Here is a 24,532-nt window from a genome sequence, read left to right as displayed (position 1 = left end):
GCCCGACTTATACCACTTATTCTGATCAGTACCTGTACAGCTTACGCGGTAGATCTTCGCGACGGATGACCGGGTCCCGCACCTCGGGGACCCGCCCGGCGCGGCACCGCGCCCGGCCCAAACACCCTCCCGCCTGCGGGAGTTGACAGGCCCATGACGGCCGTCGGGCCCCCGCGAGCGGTCTCGCGGGGGCCCGGGCCGGAGGCGGACTACTTGCCCGACTCCTTCTCGTACGCCTTGATGACCTCGTCGGTCGGGCCGTCCATCAGCAGCTCGCCCTTCTCCAGCCACAGCACCCGGTCGCAGGTGTCCCTGATCGACTTGTTGTTGTGGCTGACCAGGAAGACCGTACCGGCCTCCTTGCGCAGCTCACGGATACGGGCCTCGGAGCGCTTTTGGAACTTGCGGTCGCCGGTGGCCAGCGCCTCGTCGATCATCAGCACGTCGTGGTCCTTCGCCGCGGCGATCGAGAACCGCAGCCGGGCCGCCATACCGGACGAGTACGTGCGCATCGGCAGCGAGATGAAGTCGCCCTTCTCGTTGATCCCCGAGAAGTCGACGATGCCCTGGTAGCGCTCGCGGACCTGGTCGCGGGACATGCCCATCGCCAGCCCGCCCAGCACCACGTTCTTCTCGCCGGTCAGGTCGTTCATCAGCGCCGCGTTCACGCCCAGCAGCGACGGCTGGCCGTCGGTGTAGACCTTGCCGCGCTCGGCCGGGAGGAGACCGGCGATGGCCCGCAGCAGCGTCGACTTGCCCGAGCCGTTGGAGCCGATCAACCCGATGGCCTCGCCGCGGTACGCGGTGAAGGTCACGCCCTTGACCGCGTGCACCTCGCGGACGCTGCCGCCCGGCTTGCGGCGGATGATCCGGTTGAGCGCCGCGGTGGCGCTGCCCTTGCCGCTGCTGCCGCCGTAGACGCGGTAGACGATGTGCAGATCGTCGGCGATCACGGTGGGGGTGGCCGGGGCCGCCTGCGCGGTGGCGCCGGTGTCCTGCTGCTGCTCAGCCACGGCCGTAACGCTCCTCAGCCTTCCAGAAGTACACGAAACCCGCGGCGCCGACGAGCAGCGCCCAGCCGAGGGCCAGCGCCCAGACGTGCGGCGGCAGATCGGCGTGATTGAAGCCGTGACCCAGCAGCGAGTACCGCATCAGGTCGATGTAGACCGACGCCGGGTTCGACGCCAGGAGGTTGATGAGCCACTCGGCGGCGTGCTTGTTCCGCAGCTGCTCGGTCAGGTTGTACATGACGCCGGAGGCGTACATCCACGTCCGCATGAGGAACGGCAGCAGCTGCGCCAGGTCCGGGGTCTTCGCACCGGCGCGGGCCATGATCAGGGCCAGACCGGTGTTGAAGACGTACTGGAGGACGAGCGTGGGGAACACCAGCAGCCACGAAAGCGACGGGTAGTGCCCGAACCCGAGCAACACGATGACCAGCACGATCATCGAGAACAGCAGCTGCTGGAGCTGCTGGAGCGCGAACGAGATCGGCAGCGAGGCGCGCGGGAAGTGCAGCGCGCGCACCAGCCCGAGGTTGCCGGAGATCGCCCGGACACCGGCCATCGCCGAGCTCTGGGTGAAGGTGAAGACGAAGACACCGGTCACCAGGAACGGGATGTAGACGTCGTTCGTCATGCTGCCCCGGCCGCCCATGAGCAGACCGAAGATGAAGTAGTACACCAGCGCGTTGAGCAGCGGCGTCGCCACCTGCCAGACCTGGCCCAGCTTCGCCTGGCTGTACTGCGCGGTCAGCTTGGCGCTGGAGAAGGCGGCGATGAAGTGGCGCCGGTCCCACAGCTGCCGGACGTATTCGAACAGGCCGGGCCGGGCACCGCTCTGCGACAGCCCGTACTTCTGGGCCAGCTGGGCAGGGGTGAGCCCGTCGTCGGGGGATGGCGGGGCACTCATGGCGACCGCACTGTCGTGCGTGGTCTCGCTCACAGTTGACACTTTCGTCCTCAAGGTGCGCTGCCGGGGCCACGCCCCGGTTCGCGCCTGATGCTCTCAGATATTGAGCTTGTCAGATGACGGGAGGGCGACCCAGCCGGGTCAGGCGCCACACGGTACGCCACTTCATCGGCCGCCTGGGGCCGCACGGGGTCGTCCAGCCCTCCTTGAAGCCCGCCAGCCAGACGCGCAGCGCCGGCAGGGAAGGGCGCCGGGCCAGCGTCAGCAGGAACCAGACACCGAGATAGACCGGAACCAGCAGGGCGGGCAGATTGCGCCGGGCCAGCCAGACGCGGTTGCGGGCCACCATCCGGTGGTAGACCGCGTGCCGGCTCGGCGCCATCGTCGGGTGGAGCAGCAGCATGTCCGCGCGGTAGTCGACCAGCCAGCCCGCGTCCAGCGCGCGCCAGGCCAGGTCGGTCTCCTCGTGCGCGTAGAAGAAGTCGTCGGGCAAGCCGCCGACCTGCGCGAACACCGCGGTGCGGGCCGCGTTGGCGCCGCCGAGGAAGGTGGTCACGCGCGAGGAGCGCATCGGGTCGGAGGCGCGCAGCCGCGGGACGTGGCGGCGCTGGGTCTCCCCGGTGTCCGGGTCGGCGATCCGGAAGCTGATGATGCCCAGCTTCTCGTCCGCGGCGAACGCCTGGCGGCACAGCTCGGCCGTGTCCGGCCGGGCCAGCAGCCCGTCGTCGTCGAGGAAGAGCAGGATGTCGACGTCGGTGCCGCCGGGGCCGAACGCCTCGATGCCGACGTTGCGGCCCGCCGGGATGCCGACGTTCTCCGGCAGCTCGACGGTGCGCACCGTCAGCCCGGGGACGTCCAGCTCGGGCAGGGGTGAGCCGTTGCCGACCACCACCACCTCGACCGGATCGCCCTCCTGCTCGGCGACCGAGGCCAGCAGCGCGCGCAGTTCCTCGGGGCGGTTGCCCATGGTGAGGACCACCGCGCCGACCGTCATCTTCTGAGGGGTCTTCGTCACTTGAGCCTGCTGGAAGCGAGGATGGACACGAGGTGGAGCACGGTCTGGAGCAGCGCGATACCGGCGAGCACCGCGACGCCGAGCCGCGAGAAGAACAGATCGCCCCGGACGGAGTCCACGATCGCGAGGGCCAGGATCAGCAGGGACGCCTCGACGCCGAGGACCAGCCGGTGGAACTTGAGGGCCGCGGCGGCCTTGCGGGCCAGCGCCATGCCGGAGGAGCGCGGTTCGGACGCCGCCTCCTTGACCGGCGGCAGGCCCTGCTGGTGCCGGGCGACGCCGACCAGGTCCGTCTCCGCCTTGATCAGGATCGCGCCGAGGGCGGCGAGGGTTCCGAGGAAGGCCCACAGCCAGTCGATGCGTCCGGTGCCCCACAGATCGGCGGCGCGCAGGCCGAAGCCGACCAGGACCGCGGCGTCGCACAGGTAGGCGGCGACGCGGTCCAGGTAGACCCCGGACATCGAGTACTGCTTCTTCCAGCGGGCGATCTCACCGTCGACGCAGTCGAACAGGAGATACAGCTGGACCATCACCACGCCGAGCACGGCGCCCCAGATGCCCGGCACCAGCAGGGCCGGGGCGGCGAGGGCGCCGGCGACGGTCATCACGTAGGTCAGCTGGTTGGGCGTGACCTCCGTGTTCACCAGGTGCCGGTCGATGCGGAGGGAGACCTCGCGCATGTAGAGCCGGCCGGCCCAGTGCTCGCCGCTCCGCCGGTCCTTCACGCCCGGAGGGTGAACGACCGGCCGGAGCTCAGCTACGGATGGTTTTGGCATAGTCGGCGTATGCGTCCCTGATCTCGTCGGTGGACAGGTCCAGGTGTTCCAGGATGGTGTACCGGCCCGGCCGGGTCTTCGGAGCGAACTCGACGACCTGGACGAACTCCTCGTCCGTGAAGCCGATCTCGCCCGGCGTGACCGGCAGGCCGTGCCGCTGGAGCACCTCGACCATCAGCGCGGACGTCTCCGCGTCGCCGCGCAGGTGGGTGGCGAAGGCGGCGCCGAGGCCGCACTGCTCGCCGTGGCTCGCCGCCCGCTTGGGGAAGAGAATGTCGAAGCCGTGGTTGATCTCGTGGCAGGCCCCCGAGGCCGGCCGGCTGTCGCCCGCGACGGACATCGAGATGCCGGTGAGGACGAGGCCCTCGGCCAGCACCTGGAGGAAGTTGTCGTCACCGACACCGCCGGGGTGGCGCAGCACGGCCTCACCGGCCTGGCGCGCCATCGCGGCGGCCAGCCCGTCTATCGCCTCGCCGTTCTCCTGGTGGGCCAGCTCCCAGTCCGCGACCGCGGAGATGTTGGAGATGGCGTCACCGATGCCGGAGCGGACGAAGCGGACGGGCGCCTCGCGGATGATGTCGAGGTCGATGACGACGGCGATCGGGTTCGGCACCCCGTAGGAGCCGCGGCCCGCGTCGTTGTCGAGCGTGGCGACCGGCGAGCAGAGACCGTCGTGCGACAGGTTCGTCGCGACGGCGACCAGCGGCAGGCCGATCCGCGCCGCGGCGTACTTCGCGCAGTCGATGATCTTGCCACCGCCGAGGCCCACGACGGCGTCGTAGTGCCCCTTCTTCATGGCGTCGCCGAGCTTGATCGCGTCGTCGAGCGTGCCGCCGCCGACCTCGTACCAGTCCGCGCCGGGCAGCGCGGGGGAGAGCCGCTCCCGCAGCCGGGCGCCCGAACCGCCGGAGATGGCGATCGCGAGCTTCCCGGATGCGGAGATGCGCTGATCGGCCAGGAGACCCGCCAGGTCGTCCAGGGCGCCGGCGTTGATGTCGACGACGACCGGGGACGGGATGAGGCGGGTCAGTACTGGCATGCGATCTCACGGCCCTTCGCGAGGTCGTCGTGGTTGTCGATCTCGACCCACTTGACGTCGCCGATGGGGGCCACGTCGACCTGGAAGCCGCGGTTGACCAGCTCCTGGTAGCCGTCCTCGTAGTAGAGGTCGGGGTCGCGCTCGAAGGTGGTCTTGAGGGCGTCGGCCAGCTCGTCGGCGGCGGAGCCCTCGATGAGGGTGACGCCGATGTACTCGCCGGTCGCCTCGGCCGGGTCCATCAGCTTGGTGATCTTCTGGACGCCCTTGGCCGGGTCGGCGACGACCTTCATCTCCTCGTCGGCCAGCTGCTTGACGGTGTCCAGCGCGAGGATGATCTTCTGGCCGTTGCCGCGGGCGGCGAGCAGCGTCTTCTCGACGGAGACCGGGTGCACGGTGTCGCCGTTGGCGAGGATCACGTCGTGCTTGATGGCGTCACGGCCGCACCAGAGGGAGTAGGCGTTGTTCCACTCCTCGGCCTTGTCGTTGTCGATCAGCGTCAGCTTGAGGCCGTACTTGGCCTCCAGGGCGGCCTGGCGCTCGTAGACGGCTTCCTTCTTGTAGCCGACGATGATCGCGACCTCGGTCAGGCCGATCTCGGCGAAGTTGCCGAGCGTCAGGTCCAGGATGGTCGTGTCCCCATCAACCGGCACCAGAGCCTTGGGCAGGGTGTCGGTGTAGGGGCGCAGACGCCGTCCGGCGCCGGCGGCCAGCACGAGGCCGATCATGCGGGTTCTCCTTCATCGTGAACGGCAGGTGCGCCGGTCTTCGCGGCACGCACCCAGAAGCGGATGCTCTCGACGAGCACCAGCAGACCCAGCGCGCCGGCGAGGACCGCGAGCGCGAGGGGGAAATCGGAGGGGGACAGCGCAGCGGCGAGGACGGTGACCACGAGGATCCGCCCCTCGCTGCCACCGGCGGCCCGCACCAGCCACCGCGGCGGTGCGCCGCTGCCGCCGCGGATGCGGTAGACCGCGTCGTAGTGATGGTAGGCGACCGCCGCGACCAGCCCGAACGCCGCGGGCAGCGCGCCGTGCGCCCCGCTGCGGGCGGCGAGCACGAGGATCGTGACGTACTCGGCGGCGCGCAGGAACGGCGGCACCAGCCAGTCCAGGGCGCCCTTGAGCGGGCGGGCCACGGCGGCGCCGGTGAGCAGCGCGGCGCAGCAGGCCAGGCCGACGGTGAGCCAGGAGGCCGGGTGGTCCTCGAAGACCACCGCGACCAGCAGGACGGCGGCGGCGAGGAAGGCCATGACCGGGGCGAGGAACGAGCCGGTGCGGCCGCGGCCGCGCATGGGGCGGGCGATCAGCTCGGCGAGCGCGCCGGTGTCGGCGAGGTCGGCCAGCGCGCGGGCGGCGCGGTCGGTGCGCCGGGCCCGGCGGGTCAGCGAGCGCAGTACGCGTCCGGCGGTGGTGTAGCAGGCGGCCAGCGCGCAGCCGATGAGCAGGACGGAGAAGACGATGCGGGGCGTGGTGCAGGCGGTGAGCACGGCGATCAGCGCCCAGCGCTCACCGATCGGCAGCACGATCATCCGGCGCGCCCAGACGGTCCAGCCGACGCTGTCGAGCCGGTCGGAGAGGGCGGCGGTGGGGCTGGTGTTGGCCGTGTCCCCCCCTTCGAAGTGGTGGGCCTCGTTGAACGAGAAGTCGACCACGTGCCGGCAGGTCTGGAGGATCATCGCGCCGAGCGCCAGCGCCCAGACGTCATCGCCGCCGCGGGCCGCGCCGAGCGCGAGACCGGCGTAGTAGGCGTACTCCTTGGCCCGGTCGAAGGTGGCGTCGAGCCAGGCGCCCATCGTCGAGTACTGCAGGGAGTAGCGGGCGAGCTGCCCGTCGGTGCAGTCGAGGACGAAGGAGAGGAGCAGCAGCACACCGGCGGCGACGAAGCCGCCGCGGGTGCCGGTGGCCGCGCAGCCCGCCGCGATCAGCGCGGTGAGCAGCGAGGCGGTGGTGACCTGGTTCGGGGTCAGACCGCGCCGGGCGCACCAGCGGGCCAGGTAGCGGGAGTACGGGCTGATGCAGTGCGTGGTGAAGAACCCGTCGCGGGACTTGACCGCGCTGCGCAGCCGGACCGCTTCCTCGTCGACCGCGGCGACCGCCTCCCGGGCCTCCTCGCGGGTGGCGGGGGTGAGCGGGACGGCGGCGACCAGGCTGCCGGGCTCGATGCGCGTCAGGCCGATGTCGGCGCGCTCCAGGGCGTCGGTCAAAGTGCCGGTGAGGACGTCGGTGAGGTGGGCGCTGCCGGCGCCGACCGGGATCCGGGCGGCCGCGCGGTCCAGCGCGGCGCGGGCCTCGGGCTGCGCGGTGAGCGCGCCCTCGACGGCGGCGGCCGGGAAGCGCGGGTCGGTGAGCGCGAGGCGCAGGGTGTGCCGGTGGCCGACGAAGCGGGGGTCCACGACGGCGATCCGCTCATGGGCGGGGACCGCGGCGATCAGCTCGGCCGCGGACGCGGGGTCCTGCGCCGTACGGATGTCGAAGCCCAGCGCACGCAGATCGCCTTCGAGCGGCGACCCGGCGACCGGCGGACCGGTGAGGATGGCGGTCGACAGACGAACTCACTCCTTGAATGCTGACAAGGCCGCGCCGTCCGGTCCGCATTCGGCACGAACTACCCGGGCAGTGGGCGCGGCACACCTCGCCCTGGGGGGCCGGTGGCACATCGGCAGAGGCTATCGGATGCGGGTTGAGGCCGTTCACCGCGGATTCACCGCACGATCGGGTGACCGACCGCTGCGCCTGCCGCGATCATCATGGTGGATCGGGTGGCGCCGGAACAACTGGCGACCGGGTCGGCGGCACGTTTCGACGCCGGTTATGCGGGGGCTGGTCACGGGTGGTGCGGGTTGATCCGTGACGTGTCCGGCATCCCCGGGCCGAGCCACAGGTGCGCTGGTCAGGGGCGTACGCCGGTTCCCGGCCGGGGCGCGCGTGTTGTGGACCTTCTCACGGGCCGGGCGGAGCCGGGCGAGGCGCCGGGTGCCGCGGCGCCCGGCACACCACCGCGCGGCGCCTGAACCGTGTCGGACGGCGCGGTGGGGCAGACTTGGCGTCGAAGACCGACGACAAGGATGGGCATGCCGATCACACCTGCCAACGGACAGACCGCCGAGCACGCGGCGGTGAACGCGCCGGACGGCGCCGCCGGGCCGATCATGCTGGAGCTGGTCGACGAGGACGGCACGACGATCGGCACCGCGGAGAAGCTCGCCGCCCATCAGGCCCCCGGTCAGCTGCACCGCGCGTTCTCGGTCTTCCTCTTCGACGAGCAGGGCCGGCTGCTGCTGCAGCGCCGGGCGCTGGGGAAGTACCACTCCCCCGGTGTCTGGTCCAACACCTGCTGCGGCCATCCGTACCCGGGCGAGCAGCCGTTCGCGGCGGCCGCGCGGCGCACCGCCGAGGAGCTGGGGCTGGCGCCGTCGCTGCTGGCCGAGGCGGGCACGGTGCGCTACAACCACCCGGATCCGGCCTCCGGCCTGGTGGAGCAGGAGTACAACCACCTCTTCGTCGGCCTGGTGCGCCAGACGCCGGCGCCGGATCCGGCGGAGATCGGCGAGATCGCGTTCGTGACGCCGCAGGAGCTGGAGAAGCGGCACGCCGAGGGTCCGTTCTCGGCGTGGTTCATGACCGTGCTGGATGCGGCGCGTCCGGCGGTGCGGGAGCTGACGGGCTCCTCGGCGGGCTGGTAGGCGGTGCGGCGGCCGGCCGGGCCGCCAGCGGGAGCTCCACCCAGATGATCTTGCCGCCGCCGGGGGTCGGGGCGACGCCGCAGGCGCCCCCGGCCTCCGCGGTGACGGTCTTGACCAGCCACAGCCCCCGCCCGCCGAGGTCACCCGCGTCGGCTTCGAGCGCCTTCGGGCAGTAGGGGTGCAGGTCGGCGACGGCGAGGCGGAGCCGTCCGTGGCCGAGGTCGAGGTGGACGGCGAGCTCCGGGGAGAAGCGGGCGGCGTGCCGCACGGCGTTGGTGACGAGTTCGGAGACGATCAGCAGCAGACCGTCGAGGACGGCGGGGGCGAGGGGCACCCGCCGTTCGGTGAGCAGGTCCCGGACGGCGTGCCGGGTCCGGGGTACCGATGCCGTTTCGAGCGGTGCGGTGAGGCGCCAGGTGCCGTGGCAGGCGGGCGGCGCGGTCAGTTCCTCGGGGGATTCGGCGGGTGGTCCGGGAGGGGTCCTCACAGGTCGAGTGTGGGGACCGGGGCCGGTCCGGTCCGGCCCACTGAACGTAAGTCAGCATCAATCGACGCTTCCCGACCGATTCGGTGAGTTTTCCTTACTCGGATGACCGGTCCTGTCGCTTCTGCCGTTTCGTCAGGGAGCTCCAGGGCGCGGCGGACGATCGTTCCGAGCCATTCGTTACGCCCTGATCCGGCCCGTCGTGCCGGCCCTCCTCGACCATGCCGACGATCCGGCGGCCGCCGAACCCCATCGCGAAGAGGCCAAGCCCGTCGAAGAGCAGCGCGAGGGAGATGAAGATGCCCAGGACGTAGCGGCTGCTGTGCGGCCAGTTGGCGAGCACCAGGATGCCCAGCAGGAGGTCGAAGGCGCCCTGCACCAGCGTCCAGCCGAACTGCGGCCCGCGTACCACCACCCCGCCGACCAGCCGGAAGACGCCGCCGGTCAGGAAGAGCAGTGCGGCGAACATGGTCAGCGCCGCCGCGGCCACATCGGGCCGGACGATCACCACGACACCGGCGGCGAGGTTCAGCGCCGCGACGATGACCGCCAGCCACACGAAGCTCGTCCCCCGCGACTGGAGGGCGTGCAGCAGCCCCACCGCGCCGCCGACCAGCAGCAGCCAGCCGAAGAGCAGCATCGAGGTGAGGGTGGCGACCCCGGCGTACACCAGGCCCACCGCGCCCGCGACGACGAGGACGACGCCGAGCGCCATCAGCCGGCCGAAGCCGCGGCCCAGTGCGTCGGTGTGCCGCTGCTCGGACGTACGGTCACGAGCGGATCTGCGGATCATGCCGCCTCCTCGAAATGCCTGATTCGTCCGTGTATACCGCGTTTCGCTGGAGGAGGCAGCGCGAACGGGCGGTGGCATACGGAAACGGCGAAGGCCCGGTGCTTTGCGCACCGGGCCTTCGCCTGTGAGTAGCGGGGACAGGATTTGAACCTGCGACCTCTGGGTTATGAGCCCAGCGAGCTACCGAGCTGCTCCACCCCGCGTCGGTTCGTCCCACCATACGGGCCGCCCGACGCAGGGCCAAATCGGTGCCCGGAGCCCGCCCCGGGCACCGCGTCACACCGCCCGGTCGGTGACCGTCCCGGCGTCGACCTCGATCCGGCGGGTGGTGTGCACCGCGTCCAGCATCCGCCGGTCGTGCGTGACCAGCAGCAGCGTGCCACCGTACGACGCGAGCGCGGACTCCAGCTGCTCGATGGCCGGCAGATCGAGGTGGTTGGTCGGCTCGTCCAGGACGAGGAGGTTGACGCCACGGCCCTGGAGGAGGGCGAGGGCGGCGCGGGTCCGCTCCCCCGGCGAGAGGGTGTGCGCCGGGCGCAGCACATGCGCCGCCTTCAGCCCGAACTTCGCCAGCAGGGTCCGTACGTCGGCGGGGGCCATCTCCGGGACGGCGGCGCGGAAGGCGTCCATCAGCGGGGCGTCGCCGAGGAAGAGGCCGCGGGCCTGGTCGACCTCGCCGACCACCACGCCGGGGCCGAGCGCCGCCGCGCCCGCGGCCAGCGGCAGGCGGCCGAGGAGGGCGGCGAGCAGCGTCGACTTGCCGGAGCCGTTGGGGCCGGTGATCGCGACGCGGTCGCCCCAGTCGATCTGGAGGTCCACCGGGCCGAAGCGGAAGGCGCCGCGCTGCGCCTCGGCGCCGCGGAGGGTGGCGACGACGGCCCCGGCGCGGGGCGCGGCGGCGATCTCCATCCGCAGCTCCCACTCCTTGCGCGGCTCCTCGACGACGTCGAGCCGGTCGATCAGGCGCTGGGTCTGCTTCGCCTTGGCCGCCTGCTTCTCGGTGGCCTCCACCCGGCCCTTGCGGGCGATCTTGTCGTTGTCGGGGGCCTTGCGGCGGGCGTTGCGGACGCCCTTCGCCATCCAGTTGCGCTGGGTGTGCGCCCGGGCCTCCAGCGACGCCTTGGTGTCGGCGTACTCCTCGTACTCCTCACGGGCGTGGCGCCGGGCCCGCTCGCGCTCCTCCAGATACGAGGTGTAGCCGCCGCCGTAGGTGTTGACCTGCTGCTGGGCGAGGTCCAGTTCGACGACGGAGGTGACGGTGCGGGTCAGGAACTCGCGGTCGTGGCTGACCAGGACCGTGCCGGCGCGCAGACCGGAGACGAACTCCTCCAGGCGGCGCAGTCCGTCGAGGTCGAGGTCGTTGGTGGGCTCGTCGAGGAGGAAGACGTCGTAGCGGGAGAGGAGGAGCGAGGCGAGGGAGGCGCGGGCGGCCTGGCCGCCGGAGAGGGCGGTCATCGGGTGGTCGAGGCCGGTGGTCAGGCCCAGCTGGGCGCAGGTCTCCTCGGCGCGTTCGTCGAGGTCGGCGGCGCCGAGGGCGAGCCAGCGCTCCAGCGCGGTGGCGTAGGCGTCGTCGGCGCCGGGGCGTTCGTCGACCAGCGCCTGGGTGGTGGCGTCGAGGTCGGCCTGGGCGCGGGCGACGCCGGTGCGGCGGGCGAGGAAGGCGCGGACCGACTCGCCGGGGCGGCGGTCGGGCTCCTGCGGGAGGTGGCCGACGGTGGCGGTGGGCGGGCTGAGGGCGAGCGTGCCCTGCTCCGGGGTGTCCAGACCGGCGAGCAGGCGCAGCAGCGTCGACTTGCCCGCGCCGTTGGCGCCCACGAGTCCGATCACCTCGCCGGGGGCGACGACCAGATCCAGGCCGGAGAAGAGGACGCGTTCACCGTGGCCGGCGGTGAGGTCCTTGGCGACGAGAGTGGCTGACATCAGACCGTCGATCGTAGCGGCCCGGCGACCGGCGGTCGCTCTAATATCCGGGCATGGAACCGGGCCTGGACACGCATGTCAGCGACGGCACAGCGACCGTCGTCCTCCGCAACCCCGCCAAGCGCAACGCGATGACGCCGCAGATGTGGCGGGAGCTGCCCCCGCTGCTGGCGCGGCTGGCCGCGGACGGCGCGGTGCGGTCACTGGTGCTGACGGGCGCGGGCGGCACGTTCTGCGCCGGGGCGGACATCGCCTCGCTGCGCGCGGGCGCGGGCGAGGCGCAGCAGTTGGCGGTCGCGGCGGAGGAGGCGGTGGCCGCGTTCCCCCGGCCGACGCTGGCGGCGATACGGGGGCACTGCGTGGGCGGCGGCGCGCAGCTGGCGACCGCCTGCGATCTGCGGTTCGCCGAGGAGGGCGCGGCGTTCGGGGTGACGCCGGCCAAGCTGGGCGTGGTCTATCCGGCGTCAGGCACCCGGCGGCTGGTGCGGCTGGTGGGGCTCTCGGCCGCCAAGTATCTGCTCTTCTCGGGCGAGTTGATCGACTGTGCGCGGGCGCTGCGGACCGGTCTGGTCGACGAGGTGTGCCCGGTGGGCGGGCTGGACGCGCGGGTCGCGGAGTTCACCGCGGTGCTGGCGAGCCGGTCGCCGATGACGCAGGCGGCGGCGAAGGAGCTGGCCGACGGCGCGTGGGACGTCCCGCCGGAGGAGGCCGTCCGCCGGGCCGCGCACTGGGCGGCGCGGGCGCAGGCGAGCGGCGACACGGCGGAGGGCGCCACGGCGTTCCTGGAGCGGCGGAAGCCGACGTTCGGGCCGGTGGGCTGAGCGGTGGGGGCGGGTCCGGGCCCGCCTCTCACCGCCCTTCCCGCCATACCAACGGGTCGGTAACCTGCCGGGCATGACCTCTGCGACCATGCCGGACCCGCGCGCCGGACGCCACTGCCACAACGTCGTCAACCCGTTCCACTCGGCGCACTACTTCTCCCCCGACCTCGGCGACGAGTTGGCGAAGCTCGGGGTCGAGGGCCGCAGCGCCAGGTACTTCGCCGTCCGCTCCGCCGCCATGGGAGCGGTCGGCCCCGGCACGGTCACCGCGACGTTCTACAACTTCCACCACACCCTGGTCGCCCGGCACGTCCCCGCCGTCTGGGACCTCGTCACCCCCGAGGCCGCCCTCGCGGCGCGGCTGCGGGCGGTCGACGCCACGCTGCGGCGGCTGCTCGGCGAGGAGGTGCTGGCGTCGCCGGAGATGGCCGAGGCCGCGAAGCTGGCGCTGCACGCCGCCGAGGGCGGCAGCCGCGGCGCCCGCCCGCTGTTCGCCTCCCACGCCGATCTGCCGGTGCCCGACGCCCCGCACCTGGCGTACTGGCACGCCGCGACACTGCTGCGCGAACACCGCGGCGACTCCCATCTGATCGCGCTGGCCGACGCCGGGCTGGACGGCGTGGAGGCGCTGGTCACCCACAACGCCAGCGGCCGCGGCATGAGCTATCTGGGCATCATGCTCACCCGCGGCTGGTCCGAGCAGGAGTGGTCCGCCGCGCAGGAGCGGCTGCGCGGGCGCGGACTGCTGGACGCCGACGGCGAGTTGACCGAGGCCGGGATACGGCTGCGCGAGGAGCTGGAGGACACCACCGACCGGCTGGACCGGGCGCCGTACGAGCACCTCGGCGCCGAGGGCGTGGCGCGCCTCACCGAGCTGGGCGGGGCGTTCACGCAGGCCGCGATGGCGGCGGGCGCGTTCCCGGCGGAGCTGTTCGGCCGGTAAACCCCGGTAAGCCGCTGCCCCGGGCCCCACGCCCGTCCGCCGTTCCCGTACGGGACGCCGGGCGGGCGTGCGCCTTCTCACAACCCGGCGCTCGCGGCCGGGCGGTGCGACACCGCGACCGCCGAACCTGCACAATGCAGGCTCAAGCGAGCGCTGGAAGGCGGGTCTGGTTCAACGTGACGGCATCCACCGAGGTCATGGTGTCCATCGAAGCGAGGATCGCCGGGGAGCTCGGCGTCAAGGAGCGGCAGGTGAGCGCCGCGGTCGCGCTGCTGGACGGCGGCTCGACGGTCCCGTTCATCGCGCGCTACCGCAAGGAAGCCACCGAGATGCTCGACGACGCGCAGCTGCGCGCGCTGGAGGAGCGGCTGCGCTATCTGCGGGAGCTGGAGGAGCGGCGCACCGCGATCCTGGAATCCGTACGCTCCCAGGGCAAGCTGGACGAGGCGCTGGAGGCGCGGATCCGGGGCGCGGAGTCCAAGGCGCGCCTGGAGGACATCTACCTCCCGTACAAGCCCAAGCGGCGGACGAAGGCGCAGATCGCGCGGGAGGCGGGGCTGGAGCCGCTCGCCGACGGGCTGCTGACGGACCCGTCGGTGGAGCCGCAGGCCGCCGCGGCGGCGTTCGTCGCAGCCGACAAGGGCGTCGCCGATCCCGCCGCGGCGCTGGAGGGCGCGCGGGCGATCCTCACCGAGCGGTTCGGCGAGGACGCGGACCTCATCGGTGAGCTGCGGGAGCGGATGTGGTCGCGCGGCCGGGTCGGCGCGAAGGTGCGCGAGGGCAAGGAGGAGGCGGGCGCGAAGTTCGCCGACTACTTCGACTTCGCGGAGCCGTTCACCGAGCTGCCCTCGCACCGGGTGCTGGCGATGCTCCGCGGTGAGAAGGAGGAGATCCTCGACCTCACGCTGGAGCCGGACGCGGAGCCCGTCGAGGGCCGTACCTCGTACGAGCAGTCCATCGCGGCGAAGTTCGGGATCGCGGACCGCGGGCGGCCGGCCGACGGCTGGCTGCTGGACACCGTCCGCTGGGCCTGGCGCACCCGCGTCCTGGTCCACCTCGGCATCGATCTGCGGCTGCGGCTACGGCAGGCGGCCGAGGACGAGGCGGTCCGGGTCTTCGCCTCCAACCTGCGCGATCTGCTGCTGGCGGCGCCCGCCGGGACGCGCGCGACGATGGGCCTGGACCCCGGTTTCCGTACCGGTGTGAAGGTGGCCGTGGTGGACGCGACCGGCAAGGTCGCCGCGACGGAGACGATCTACCCGCACGTACCGCAGCAGAAGTGGGACGCCTCGCTGGCCACGCTGGCGCGGCTGGCGAAGGAGCACGGTGTCGAGCTGATCGCGATCGGCAACGGCACCGCCTCCCGCGAGACGGACAAGCTGGCCGCCGATCTGATCGCCGCGCAGCCGGAGCTGAAGCTGACGAAGGTGATGGTCTCCGAGGCGGGCGCGTCGGTCTACTCCGCCTCGGCTTTCGCCTCGCAGGAGCTGCCGGGGATGGATGTGTCGCTGCGCGGCGCGGTCTCGATCGCCCGGCGCCTCCAGGACCCGCTGGCCGAACTCGTCAAGATCGACCCGAAGTCGATCGGTGTCGGCCAGTACCAGCACGACCTGTCCGAGGTGAAGCTGTCGCGGTCGCTGGACGCGGTGGTCGAGGACTGTGTGAACGGCGTCGGCGTGGACGTCAACACCGCCTCCGCGCCGCTGCTCTCGCGGGTCTCCGGCATCAGCTCGGGCCTGGCCGAGAACATCGTCGCGCACCGCGACACCAACGGCCCGTTCCGCTCCCGCAAGGCGCTCAAGGACGTCTCGCGCCTCGGCCCGAAGGCGTACGAGCAGTGCGCCGGCTTCCTGCGGATCCGCGGCGGCGACGACCCGCTGGACGCCTCCAGCGTGCACCCGGAGGCGTACCCGGTGGTGCGCCGGATGGCCTCCGCGGCGGGCGGTGCGGTGGGCACGCTGATCGGCAACACCACGGTGCTGCGGTCGCTGCGTCCGGCCGATTTCGTCGACGACGCGTTCGGTCTGCCGACCGTCGGCGACATCCTCCAGGAGCTGGAGAAGCCGGGCCGCGACCCGCGCCCGGAGTTCAGGACCGCGACGTTCAAGGACGGCGTGGAGAAGATCGGCGACCTCACGCCGGGGATGATCCTGGAGGGCGTGGTGACCAACGTCGCCGCGTTCGGCGCGTTCGTGGACGTCGGTGTCCACCAGGACGGTCTGGTGCATGTCTCCGCGATGTCGAAGACGTTCGTCAAGGACCCGCGTGAGGTGGTCAAGCCCGGCGACATCGTGCGGGTCAAGGTCCTCGACGTCGACATTCCGCGCAAGCGGATCTCGCTGACGCTGCGGCTGGACGACGAGCCCGGGCGCGACGGGAAGACCGCGGGTGAGCGGCGCGGCGGCGGCGAGCGCCGGGAGGGGCAGCGGCCGGACGGCCGGCGCTCCGGCGGGCGCGGCGGCGCGCCCCGGTCGGGCGGCGCACGCGGCGGCGACCGCCGGGGCGGCCAGGGCCCCGCGCCCGCCAACGACGCGATGGCCGACGCGCTGCGCCGGGCCGGTCTGCTCGGCGGCGGCGAGGGCGGCAACGGCAAGCGGCGCTGAGCCGGGCTTCGGCCCCTGACGTACGAAGCGGGGCTTCGCGGGTTTACCGCGGGGCCCCGCTCCGCGTCGTGGGGCGCGTCCGGGAGGCGAGGACGGAGCTGCGGCGCACCGCCCCGGGTCCCGGCCGGGCGGCCCCGCTCAGAGCGCGCCCGTGTGCCCCCGCATCCGTTCCAGTTCGGCCGCGACATCGGTGAGCGTGGCGCAGTCCGGGACGGGCGCGACCGGGCGGTCGGTCAGGTGCGGCAGCCGGTGGCCGGGGTCGGCCAGGGCGCCGGCCATCGCGGACAGCGCCTCACCGAGCCGGGCCGCCTCCTCGGGGCTGGGCCGCCGCGCACCGTGGTCGATCCGGATCGCGGCGGCCGTCGCGGCGTCGACGATGCGTTCGGCGGCGGCGAGGATCGCGGGCCAGTCCGGGTTGCGGTCGCGGGCGGCGAGGAGTTCGGCGGCGGCGGTCTCGGCCGCCGTCCGGGCCTGGCCCAGCGCCTGGTAGGCACTCCGGCGCAGCGCCAGCCGTTCCGCGGTGGTCCCGGCGCCGGGCTCGGCCGCCAGGACGTGCCGCAGATACTCCTCCGTGGCGCGCAGCGCCGCCACCGCCCGCTGCGCGATCCGGCGGCGCGGATCGGCCAGCCGCGGCAGATGCCCGACGACGAGGACGATGCCGCAGGCGATGGCGGTGTCCGCGATCCGCTCCCCCGCCGCCTGCGGGTCGCCGCCCACCCAGACGAACGCCAGCACCATGAAGGTGATCGCCGAGGTCTGCAGCGCGAAGTGACGGGTGGCGAACGGCAGCACCGCGCCACCGATCCCCGCGGCCAGCGCCGGCCACCAGGAGCCGGGCAGCACCGCGCTGCCCAGCGCGAAGACCAGGACGCCCACGACGGTCCCGGCGAACCGGTTGACGGTCCGCGAGAACAGCGGACCCAGATCGGGCTTGACCAGGAAGGTGGCGGTGGCCGGGAGCCAGTACCAGTGCACGGGGTGGAGCAGCAGCGCGACCGCCGTGCTGGCGCCGATGCAGACAGCGACGCGCAGCCCGTAGTCCCGGGCCGCGGGCCCCAGCAGATCGCGGCCGCGCCGGGTCCGCCGGTCCAGGAAGCCGCGGACCCGGCCGGGCAGGGCGCGCCACCGTCCCGCCGCGGACGGGGGCACCGGGGCGGGCCGGTCGGCCGGCGCCCCGGATCCGGGCACCGCACCCGGCTCCGCCGCCCCGTACTCCTGCGACGGCTCGGACCGCGCGAAGACGACGGCCGCGGCCAGCAGCGCGCGGTCGAAGGCGCCGCGGGCGGCCGAGCTGTTCGCGGGGGCGGAGAGGCGGCCGGGGGCCTCGCCGGTGCGGAGCGCCGCGGCGAACCGGCGGGGGCTCTCCGCGACCGCGGCGGGCAGCGGCCGGCCCTCCCACAGGAGCGCCACGCTCGCCTCGCAGAGCGCGGCCGCCGCGGCGAACCGCTCGGCCAGCAGCGCCTCTTCGGTACGGACCGTGCGGCGCAGCAGCCGGTCGGTGAGGTGGCGCAGCCGCAGCGCCTCGTCGGCCCGGTCCAGGGCCGAGGTCAGCCGGCGCCGGGCCGGTTCCGCGCCCTCGCCGCCGACCGCGGCAAGCGCGTCGGCCAGCGCGTCGAAGACGGCGGCGACGGCGGCCCGCTCACCGCCGAGCGGCCCCCCGGGCGGCCGCGGCGAGCGCAGCACCATCCGCAGCAGCAGCAACCAGGCGCACCCGGCGAGGACGTACAGGCTCTTCGCCCAGGGTGAGCCGGGCAGCGGCATCCCCGCGCCGAGGACGGCGGTGGCCAGCATCTGCACCCCGGCGGTCGAGCGGACCGGTCCGGCCACGCTCGCGGCGCCGGAGACGAAGGCGACGGCGCAGAGCGCGGGCACCGTCCACCACCCGGCGTGCGCGGACTGCAACGAGGCGCCGATCAGCGTGCCGAGGCCGCAGGCGAGGGCGGGCAGCCCGATGTGGACCATGCCGGTCCGCCGGGTGCCGGGCCGGTCGTTGACCCCGGCCATCATCGAGCCGAGCCCGGTCAGGACGCCGGGTACGGGGTGGCCGGTGGCGATCCCGGCGCCGAGCAGCGGGCCGGCGCAGAGCGCGCCGCGGACGACGGCGGGCCACGGCACGGGCAGCCGCTGCCAGCGGAACGGGTGGGCGAGCCAGACGGGAACGGCCCGCGGGGCGCGGGGCATGTGCCTCCTCAGTCGACGGATGACGAACACGATCCGAGGGGCGACATCGGCCGACGGTGCTGATCTCCAGCCTAGGCCCTGTCGTCACACTCCCGTCGTCCGCCCGTAGGGCGGGCCGCGCGGCGTCTGGTGCGTGCGATCGCAAGGCGGAGGGTCGTCCCGGTACTGGGTGTACCGGGATGAGCCCGACAACGCGGCGAGCGTGCGTGCCAGGCGTCGCGCGGCAGGCGGGAGTTTGACGACAGGGCCTAGGGGGTTGTCCGCCCCGGACCTGCGACGTTCCCCCACCGCGCGCCGCCGCGCCGGGCCCCGTCGCCGCCTCCCCGTCACCCGCTCGCGTAGGCCGTCCGTGGGCGGGCCCGCTCTCGCCCGTTCGAACGGCAGCCGATAGCGTCCAGGCATGACGAGCGAGGCGAACGACATTCTGGTGATCGGTGGCGGTGTCATCGGTCTGACCTCGGCCATCACGCTGGCGGAGGGCGGGTACCGGGTGCGGCTGGTGAGCCGGGACCCGGCCTCCGACTCCACCTCCGCGGTGGCCGGCGGGCTGTGCTGGCCCTACCGCATCCGGCCCCACGCCCCGGCGGTGCGGTGGTCGCTGCGCGGCTTCGAGGTACTGGCACAACTCGCCGAGCGGCCGCAGGAGACCGGGGCGCGGATGGTGGCCGGGACGATGACGGAGCCCACGGCCCCCGGCGGCCCGGACGCCGACGCCGATCCGCTCGCCGCCTGGTACTCCGCGGTGCCCGGTCTGCGCCGGGCCCGCCCCGACGAGGTGCCGGAGGGCCACACCGGCTGGCGGGCATCGACCCCGCTCGTCGACATGCCGACGCATCTGCGCTACCTGGAGCAGCGGTTGCGCGCCGCGGGCGGCGTGGTGGAGCGCGCCACGTTCACCTCGCTCGCCGAGGCGGGCCAGGAGGCCGCGGTGGTGGTGAACTGCTCCGGTCTCGGCGCCCGCGAGCTGGTGCCGGACCCGCAGGTCCACCCGGTTCAGGGCCAGTTGGTGGTGGTGGCCGACCCGGGCGTCGAGGAGTGGTACGTCTCCGCCGCCCCGGGCGCCACGGACACCACCTACGTCCTGCCGCAGCCCTACGGCGTGGTGGTCGGCGGCACCGCCCACGAGCACGCCTGGTCGACGGAGCCCGACCCGGCGGTGGCCGAGGCGATCGTGGCCCGCGCCGCCCGCCGGTTCCCCGCACTGGCCGACGCGGAGATCCTGGCGCACCGGGTGGGCCTGCGCCCCGCCCGCGCCGCGGTCCGCCTGGAGGGCGAACGGCTGCCCGGCGGCGCCTGGTGCGTCCACAACTACGGCCACGGCGGCGCGGGCGTCACCGTGGCCTGGGGCTGCGCCGACGAGGTCGGGCGGCTGGTGCGGGAGGCGCCCCTCGCGTGAGGCGAGGGCGTGGCCGCCGGGTACGGCCCGGCGGTCACGCGGCGCACCGGGGTCCGCGACCGCGCCGCCGTACCGTGCCCCGTATGTCGTTCATGTGTCAGCTGGGGCCATGGACATGACGAGGGGCGGGGGCGTACATAGGGTCGGAACGGTTCCACCACCCCTACGAGTTGGAGGACTCGGTGCGTCACAGACTCCTCGTCCCGGGCGCGGCGGCGCTCAGTCTGCTGCTGGCGATCCCGGCATCGGCGGCGAGCTTCACCCCCGGCGCGCCCGGTGCGGGCGACTCCTACTACCCGGAGAGCGGGAACGGCGGCTACGACGTCTCCCACTACGACCTGCGCCTGAAGTACCAGCCCAAGACCGACCTCCTGGAGGGCACGGCGACGCTGCTCGCCAGGACCACCCAGGACCTGTCCCGCTTCAACCTCGACTTCGGCCTGAAGGTCAGTGAGGTCCGCGTCGACGGCAGGAAGGCGGCGTTCACCACCTCGGGCGCCCATGAGCTGGAGATCACCCCGGCGACGCCGCTGGAGCACGGCAAGCAGATCAGCGTCGTGGTGCGGTACGCGGGCAAGCCCTCCGAGGTGAAGATCGACGGCTACACCGCGTGGGCCCGTACGCCCGACGGCGGCGTGGCTGCGCAGGAGCCGGATTCCGCCGTGTGGTGGTACCCGAGCAACGACCACCCCACCGACAAGGCGACGTACGACATCTCCGTCTCGGTGCCGGACGGCACCCAGGCGATCAGCAACGGCGTACTGGCCTCGCAGACCTCCAAGCTCGGCTGGACGCGCTACAACTGGCGCTCCGACAAGCCGCAGGCCACGTATCTGACGACGCTCGCCATCGGCAAGTTCGACGTCACCACCGGCACCACCGAGGGCGGTGTGCCCGTGCTCAACGCCGTCAGCAAGGACCTCGGCGCGAACGAGGGCGCCGCCCGCGCCAGCATCGAGCGCACCGCCGAGATCACCGACTGGCTGGAGACGGTCTACGGCCGCTACCCCTTCAACGCCGTCGGCGGCTACGTCCCGAACGTCCCGGCCGGGTACGCGCTGGAGACCCAGACCCGCCCGTTCTACGGGAAGAAGGCGTTCGACCGCGGCGCCAACGTCTCCGTCGTCGTCCACGAGCTGGCGCACCAGTGGTACGGCGACAGCGTCTCGCTGAAGGACTGGAAGGACATCTGGATCAACGAGGGCTTCGCGGCGTATGCGCAGTGGCTCTGGTCCGAGAAGGAGGGCGAGGGCACCGCGCAGGAGCTGGCCGACTACGTCTACGACCAGCACCCGGCCGACGACCCGTTCTGGACCGTGAAGCCCGGCGACCCGGGCCCGGACAACCAGTTCGACGGCGCCGTCTACGACCGCGGCGCGGTGGCCCTCCAGGCGCTCCGCAACAAGCTCGGTGACAAGGTCTTCTTCGGTCTGCTCAAGGCGTGGCCGCAGGAGCACGCGTACGGCAACGCCTCCGTCGCCGACTTCGTGGCGTTCGCCGAGAAGAAGTCCGGCAAGCCGCTCGCGGACTTCTTCGACACCTGGCTGTTCCAGCAGTCCAAGCCGTCGGCGGGCGCGGCCCGGCAGGCCCTCGGCGCCCGCGGCGCGACCCCGGCGCCGCGCCCCGCGTCGTGGCCGAAGATCGCCGCCGCGCACGCGGCCCACCAGGGCTGAGCACGGACGACGGGCCAGGGGCCGGGGCGCGCGGTGGTCGCGCCCCCGGCCCCTTTCGCTCCCGCGGGGCCGGGCCGTCACCGCCGGGGAATCCCGCGCACACCCAACGGTTACCAAGAGGTAACCGCGGCTGGTTGGATGGGCGGCGCCGGGTCACACCCCCACCCCACAGGGAGATTCCGTGTCCTACCTCTCGCCGCGCGTCCGCCGCTCCGCCGTGATCACCGCGGCGCTGACCGCCACCGCCCTCGCCGCCACCGCGCCCGGCGCCTCGGCCGCGGCGCCGCCCCCGCACCTGAAGGTCCTCACGTACAACACGTTCCTGATGAGCAAGACGCTCTACCCCAACTGGGGCCAGGACCACCGCGCCCAGGCGATGGCCGACGCGGACTTCTTCCAGGGCAACGACGTCGTGGTCCTGGAGGAGGCGTTCGACAACTCCTCCTCGGACGCCCTCAAGTCCCGGGCCGCGGCGCAGTATCCGCACCAGACCCCGGTGGTCGGCCGCACCAAGGACGGCTGGGACGCCACCGGCGGCGCCTACTCCGCGACGACCCCGGAGGACGGCGGGGTGACGCTGCTGAGCAAGTGGCCCGTACTCCGCAAGGAGCAGTACGTCTACAAGGACGCCTGCGGCTCGGACGCCCTCTCCAACAAGGGCTTCGTCTACGCCGTCCTGGACGTGAACGGCACGAAGGTGCACGTCGTGGGGACCCACACCCAGTCGACGGACTCCGGCTGCAAGGCGGGCGAGGCGGCCGCCGACCGCGCCTCGCAGCTGAAGGAGATGGACGCGTTCCTGGACGCGAAGAAGATCCCCGCCGACGAGGAGGTGATGGTCGCCGGCGACTTCAACATCGACTCCCGCTCCCCCGAGTACGACGCCCTCCTCGCCCACGCGGACCTGGCCCCCGCCGACAGCCGCACCGGCCACCCGTACTCCTTCGACACCCAGGAGAACTCGATCGCGAAGGACCGCTACCCGAACGATCCCCGCGAAGACCTGGACTACGTCCTCCACCGCAACGGCCACGCCCGCCCGACCGCCTGGAACAACACGGTCATCAAGGAGGAGTCGGCCCCCTGGACCGTCTCCAGCTGGGGCAAGCAGTACACGTACACCAATCTCAGCGACCACTATCCGCTGATCGGGGGCTGAGGGGGAGGCGTACGGGACGGGGCCGCGCTCTCCGGGTTGCCACCGCCGACCCGACGCCGGTCCCGAACACCCTCAGGCCGCAGGCGGAATGCCACCGCCTCCGATGCGGTGCGCCCCTGTCCGGCCTCCTGGCCAGGCAGGGGCGCTCCCGGGTTGCCGGTGGAGCAGAGCTCTCTTCACCCCACAGGGGCCGTCGGCGGTGGCACCGGGGTATGCGCGTCCCACCGGTCCTGCTCCCGCCATGCGCGGCAGGCCGTGAGGCGGGCCGCGACCCATGGATCCCCGACGAGGGACAGGGGCAAGCGAGTGTCCTCATCGATCACGGCCCCCGCCAGCTGCCGAGCGGTGAGGCTTGTGGTGTCGGTGAGCCGGATGCCAACTGTCCTACGGCAGTACTGAATCGCTCGGTCACCTGTCCCCGCCGCGACAGCTGATAGGTGCGGGCGGTGTACCCCACCCCGAGCAGCACGGAGGCCCCTCCCGCGGTGGCCAGCACCGTCTGCCGCACTGCGTTCAGAGCATCTGCCCGGTCCTTGCCGTGAAGGTCCCGAACGGTATCGCCGGCCACCCACCACGACACCGGACCCAACACCACGAGAACGGCCCCGAGGACGGCGACCACCCCCGCTGCCGCCCTGACGGCGGCCCGGTGACGGCGGAACACGCGGGTGCAGCGTGGTCGGATCATTCCGAGCGGGCGCGGGGACATGGAGACCATCCCATCGCACGGAGGCGGAGGAGGAGAGCCGATCCGGGACTTCTCCTGAAAACTCCCGTCACCTACGCGGGCTTCAGTTCCGCCTGGTCCTTCGTGACGGTCACCTGATCGCCGTCGACGGCGTACGTCACCACGCCGGACCAGCGACGGTCGGCGCCCTGACGCCACTGTGTGAGCAGCCCCGGGAGCCATTCGCCGTCCACCAGCACCCGGCACAGCTTCGTGTCCGCGGTGGGGCGGTAGCCGGGGAAGCACAAGATGCAGGCGCCCCGCCCCTTCGCCCTCGCGACGGAGAGGGCGATGTGCTCCGGGGCGTGGTTCTCACGGCCGAAGCGCCGGGCCTTGCGCTGCCCCTCCCGCAGCCCCTCACAGGCCGTGGTGCGGTGGAAGACGGATCCGCCGCTCGTGATGAAGACCCTGGGGGTGAGTCCCCGGGGCACCGGGGCGCACTCCGTGCACTGTCCGACCACGAGCTCGTGCGCACACCGTTCGTCAGCCATCCGCTCATTTTCTCGGACATCTGTGCTGCCCCACAAGGGTGTATCACGCGGACACCGCGTGCATGCGGCCCGGCCATTCCTGCGTAAAGCCCGCCCGGCGCAAGCCCGTTGAGCCGACCGCCCGGCCCCGTTCAGCGGGAGCCGGCGAGGAGCGTGCCGCGGTGGGCCAGGATGAACCGGACGTCCTCGCGGTAGCCGTCCGCGTGCCGTTCGTCGCGGTGGACGGCGTAGGCGGGGTTGCCGGTCCGGATCTGCTGCTCGATGTGGGCGGCGACGGCGGAGAGGCGGACCACGGCGAGGTCGAGGAGTTCGTCCGGGGTGATGCCGTGGCCGTAGGTGTCGGTGAGCAGTCGCAGTCGGGCGGCCCGGTCGGGGGGTGTCGGCCAGCCGAACGCCCGGGTCAGGCGGGGTGAGGAGAGCGGTACGAACCGGTGGGCCGCGTAGCTGAGGTCCCAGGCGCGGTTGGAGGGGCCGGCGAAGTCCCAGTCGATGATGCCGGTCACATCGGTGCCGTCGAAGATCATGTTCCAGGGGGCGAGGTCGTGGTGGCCGATGCAGTCGATCCGCACCGGGACCGCGACCTCCCGGTGGCGCCATGCCTGCGGTCCGTCGGCGACGAATCCCCGGCTGGCGTCGTGCAGCGTGCGGACGGCCCGGGCCACACTGATCAGCGCCGCTTCGGAGCGGTGCGCCTCCGTGAGGGGATGGTGCGCGGCCCGGCCCTCGACGAAGCCGAGCAGATCGCGCGTGCCGTCCTCGGTCGTGCCCAGGTAGCGCGGCGGGAGAACCGGCCGCCCGCCATCTCCTCGTCCATGACCGAGGACTGTAGCGGTCCCCGTACGGACGGAGCCGTCCGCGACGGGCGGCCCCGCCCTCCTCGGCGGCCGAGCCGGTACGCACACGGGAGGGCGGCCGCGG

General features: G+C 73.0%; 20 protein-coding genes and 1 tRNA gene. 7 read left to right on the top strand and 14 right to left on the bottom strand.

Annotation, left to right across the window (positions count from 1 at the left end):
* Nucleotides 1-209: 209 nt before the first annotated feature.
* From ACZ4U4_RS28945 to ACZ4U4_RS28915, 7 genes are all read right to left on the bottom strand, one after another.
* Nucleotides 210-1,013: an ABC transporter ATP-binding protein gene (locus ACZ4U4_RS28945; protein WP_345076554.1), complete on the bottom strand. Its 804-nt coding sequence runs from the start codon at nucleotides 1,011-1,013 to the stop codon at nucleotides 210-212.
* Entirely contained in the window at nucleotides 1,006-1,944 is a 939-nt protein-coding gene (locus ACZ4U4_RS28940) for an ABC transporter permease (RefSeq protein ID WP_467880273.1), read from the bottom strand. The genes ACZ4U4_RS28945 and ACZ4U4_RS28940 overlap by 8 nt, the downstream gene beginning before the upstream one ends.
* Nucleotides 1,945-2,023: 79 nt before the next feature.
* Entirely contained in the window at nucleotides 2,024-2,905 is an 882-nt protein-coding gene (locus ACZ4U4_RS28935; RefSeq protein WP_467880339.1) for a glycosyltransferase family 2 protein, read from the bottom strand.
* 17 nt (nucleotides 2,906-2,922) lie between these two features.
* Complete coding sequence (locus ACZ4U4_RS28930) at nucleotides 2,923-3,702, bottom strand: CDP-alcohol phosphatidyltransferase family protein (protein WP_467880270.1); 780 nt, start codon at nucleotides 3,700-3,702, stop codon at nucleotides 2,923-2,925.
* Complete coding sequence (locus ACZ4U4_RS28925; RefSeq protein ID WP_467880267.1) at nucleotides 3,680-4,741, bottom strand: iron-containing alcohol dehydrogenase family protein; 1,062 nt, start codon at nucleotides 4,739-4,741, stop codon at nucleotides 3,680-3,682. The genes ACZ4U4_RS28930 and ACZ4U4_RS28925 overlap by 23 nt, the downstream gene beginning before the upstream one ends.
* Nucleotides 4,729-5,466, bottom strand: coding sequence for a phosphocholine cytidylyltransferase family protein (locus tag ACZ4U4_RS28920; RefSeq protein WP_467880264.1), 738 nt, complete (start codon nucleotides 5,464-5,466; stop codon nucleotides 4,729-4,731). Before ACZ4U4_RS28920 ends, ACZ4U4_RS28925 begins: the two co-directional genes overlap by 13 nt.
* Nucleotides 5,463-7,286, bottom strand: a complete 1,824-nt coding sequence (locus ACZ4U4_RS28915) for a DUF5941 domain-containing protein (protein ID WP_467880336.1) — start codon at nucleotides 7,284-7,286, stop codon at nucleotides 5,463-5,465. Before ACZ4U4_RS28915 ends, ACZ4U4_RS28920 begins: the two co-directional genes overlap by 4 nt.
* A 525-nt stretch (nucleotides 7,287-7,811) precedes the next feature.
* Here ACZ4U4_RS28915 and idi point away from each other — a divergent pair.
* Nucleotides 7,812-8,423 (top strand): isopentenyl-diphosphate Delta-isomerase, encoded by a 612-nt coding sequence (gene idi / locus ACZ4U4_RS28910; RefSeq protein ID WP_467880261.1) that lies wholly within the window; start codon nucleotides 7,812-7,814, stop codon nucleotides 8,421-8,423.
* On the opposite strand, the gene ACZ4U4_RS28905 is transcribed toward idi, so the two are convergent.
* The 4 genes from ACZ4U4_RS28905 to ACZ4U4_RS28890 all read right to left on the bottom strand — a co-directional run bounded on the left by ACZ4U4_RS28905 (nucleotide 8,356) and on the right by ACZ4U4_RS28890 (nucleotide 11,620).
* A complete protein-coding gene (locus ACZ4U4_RS28905) occupies nucleotides 8,356-8,910 on the bottom strand; it encodes an ATP-binding protein (protein ID WP_467880258.1) in 555 nt (184 codons plus the stop codon). The genes idi and ACZ4U4_RS28905 overlap by 68 nt on opposite strands.
* Before the next feature lie 94 nt (nucleotides 8,911-9,004).
* Entirely contained in the window at nucleotides 9,005-9,700 is a 696-nt protein-coding gene (locus tag ACZ4U4_RS28900; RefSeq protein WP_467880255.1) for an HdeD family acid-resistance protein, read from the bottom strand.
* 129 nt (nucleotides 9,701-9,829) lie between these two features.
* A tRNA-Met gene (locus tag ACZ4U4_RS28895) sits at nucleotides 9,830-9,903 on the bottom strand.
* Between the two features lie 73 nt (nucleotides 9,904-9,976).
* The gene (locus ACZ4U4_RS28890) at nucleotides 9,977-11,620 is read right to left on the bottom strand and encodes an ABC-F family ATP-binding cassette domain-containing protein (RefSeq protein WP_467880252.1); all 1,644 of its coding nucleotides are present in this window, start codon (nucleotides 11,618-11,620) and stop codon (nucleotides 9,977-9,979) included.
* A gap of 53 nt (nucleotides 11,621-11,673) precedes the next feature.
* Here ACZ4U4_RS28890 and ACZ4U4_RS28885 point away from each other — a divergent pair, with 53 nt between their 5' ends.
* The 3 genes from ACZ4U4_RS28885 (at nucleotide 11,674) to ACZ4U4_RS28875 (ending at nucleotide 15,987) form a co-directional block, all read left to right on the top strand.
* A complete protein-coding gene (locus tag ACZ4U4_RS28885; RefSeq protein ID WP_467880249.1) occupies nucleotides 11,674-12,441 on the top strand; it encodes an enoyl-CoA hydratase/isomerase family protein in 768 nt (255 codons plus the stop codon).
* Between the two features lie 73 nt (nucleotides 12,442-12,514).
* Nucleotides 12,515-13,384 carry an SCO6745 family protein gene (locus ACZ4U4_RS28880; RefSeq protein ID WP_467880246.1) on the top strand — a complete coding sequence of 290 codons (870 nt, stop codon included), beginning with the start codon at nucleotides 12,515-12,517 and terminating at the stop codon, nucleotides 13,382-13,384.
* Between the two features lie 197 nt (nucleotides 13,385-13,581).
* Nucleotides 13,582-15,987 (top strand): Tex family protein, encoded by a 2,406-nt coding sequence (locus ACZ4U4_RS28875; protein WP_467880333.1) that lies wholly within the window; start codon nucleotides 13,582-13,584, stop codon nucleotides 15,985-15,987.
* A gap of 138 nt (nucleotides 15,988-16,125) precedes the next feature.
* Here the strand turns inward: ACZ4U4_RS28875 and ACZ4U4_RS28870 are convergent, their stop codons facing one another.
* Entirely contained in the window at nucleotides 16,126-18,168 is a 2,043-nt protein-coding gene (locus ACZ4U4_RS28870) for an FUSC family protein (RefSeq protein ID WP_467880244.1), read from the bottom strand.
* Between the two features lie 400 nt (nucleotides 18,169-18,568).
* Here ACZ4U4_RS28870 and ACZ4U4_RS28865 point away from each other — a divergent pair, with 400 nt between their 5' ends.
* The 3 genes from ACZ4U4_RS28865 (at nucleotide 18,569) to sph (ending at nucleotide 22,396) form a co-directional block, all read left to right on the top strand.
* Nucleotides 18,569-19,564 (top strand): FAD-dependent oxidoreductase, encoded by a 996-nt coding sequence (locus tag ACZ4U4_RS28865; protein ID WP_467880241.1) that lies wholly within the window; start codon nucleotides 18,569-18,571, stop codon nucleotides 19,562-19,564.
* 182 nt (nucleotides 19,565-19,746) lie between these two features.
* On the top strand, nucleotides 19,747-21,237 hold the full coding sequence (locus tag ACZ4U4_RS28860; RefSeq protein WP_467880238.1) for a M1 family metallopeptidase: 1,491 nt from the start codon (nucleotides 19,747-19,749) through the stop codon (nucleotides 21,235-21,237).
* Nucleotides 21,238-21,418: 181 nt separating this feature from the next.
* The gene (gene sph, locus ACZ4U4_RS28855; protein ID WP_467880235.1) at nucleotides 21,419-22,396 is read left to right on the top strand and encodes a sphingomyelin phosphodiesterase; all 978 of its coding nucleotides are present in this window, start codon (nucleotides 21,419-21,421) and stop codon (nucleotides 22,394-22,396) included.
* A gap of 780 nt (nucleotides 22,397-23,176) precedes the next feature.
* On the opposite strand, the gene ACZ4U4_RS28850 is transcribed toward sph, so the two are convergent.
* On the bottom strand, nucleotides 23,177-23,614 hold the full coding sequence (locus tag ACZ4U4_RS28850; protein ID WP_467880232.1) for a hypothetical protein: 438 nt from the start codon (nucleotides 23,612-23,614) through the stop codon (nucleotides 23,177-23,179).
* A 131-nt stretch (nucleotides 23,615-23,745) separates the two neighbouring features.
* Complete coding sequence (locus ACZ4U4_RS28845; protein ID WP_467880229.1) at nucleotides 23,746-24,516, bottom strand: phosphotransferase; 771 nt, start codon at nucleotides 24,514-24,516, stop codon at nucleotides 23,746-23,748.
* Between the last annotated feature and the right edge of the window lie 16 nt (nucleotides 24,517-24,532).

The organism is Streptomyces sp. NPDC029159 (assembly GCF_055564055.1).
Note: the sequence above shows the minus strand (reverse complement) of the source record. Positions and strands in the feature narration are given on the sequence as shown.

Bases quoted from the DNA above. Each gene is read 5' to 3' on its own strand.
- ACZ4U4_RS28865 (WP_467880241.1), top strand. From the start codon at position 18,569: ATGACGAGCGAGGCGAACGACATTCTGGTGATCGGTGGCGGTGTCATC.
- ACZ4U4_RS28850 (WP_467880232.1), bottom strand. From the start codon at position 23,614: ATGGCTGACGAACGGTGTGCGCACGAGCTCGTGGTCGGACAGTGCACG.
- ACZ4U4_RS28930 (WP_467880270.1), bottom strand. From the start codon at position 3,702: ATGCCAAAACCATCCGTAGCTGAGCTCCGGCCGGTCGTTCACCCTCCG.
- ACZ4U4_RS28875 (WP_467880333.1), top strand. From the start codon at position 13,582: ATGGTGTCCATCGAAGCGAGGATCGCCGGGGAGCTCGGCGTCAAGGAG.
- ACZ4U4_RS28920 (WP_467880264.1), bottom strand. From the start codon at position 5,466: ATGATCGGCCTCGTGCTGGCCGCCGGCGCCGGACGGCGTCTGCGCCCC.
- ACZ4U4_RS28935 (WP_467880339.1), bottom strand. From the start codon at position 2,905: ATGACGGTCGGCGCGGTGGTCCTCACCATGGGCAACCGCCCCGAGGAA.
- ACZ4U4_RS28890 (WP_467880252.1), bottom strand. From the start codon at position 11,620: ATGTCAGCCACTCTCGTCGCCAAGGACCTCACCGCCGGCCACGGTGAA.
- ACZ4U4_RS28925 (WP_467880267.1), bottom strand. From the start codon at position 4,741: ATGCCAGTACTGACCCGCCTCATCCCGTCCCCGGTCGTCGTCGACATC.
- ACZ4U4_RS28900 (WP_467880255.1), bottom strand. From the start codon at position 9,700: ATGATCCGCAGATCCGCTCGTGACCGTACGTCCGAGCAGCGGCACACC.
- ACZ4U4_RS28885 (WP_467880249.1), top strand. From the start codon at position 11,674: ATGGAACCGGGCCTGGACACGCATGTCAGCGACGGCACAGCGACCGTC.
- ACZ4U4_RS28870 (WP_467880244.1), bottom strand. From the start codon at position 18,168: ATGCCCCGCGCCCCGCGGGCCGTTCCCGTCTGGCTCGCCCACCCGTTC.
- ACZ4U4_RS28880 (WP_467880246.1), top strand. From the start codon at position 12,515: ATGACCTCTGCGACCATGCCGGACCCGCGCGCCGGACGCCACTGCCAC.
- idi (WP_467880261.1), top strand. From the start codon at position 7,812: ATGCCGATCACACCTGCCAACGGACAGACCGCCGAGCACGCGGCGGTG.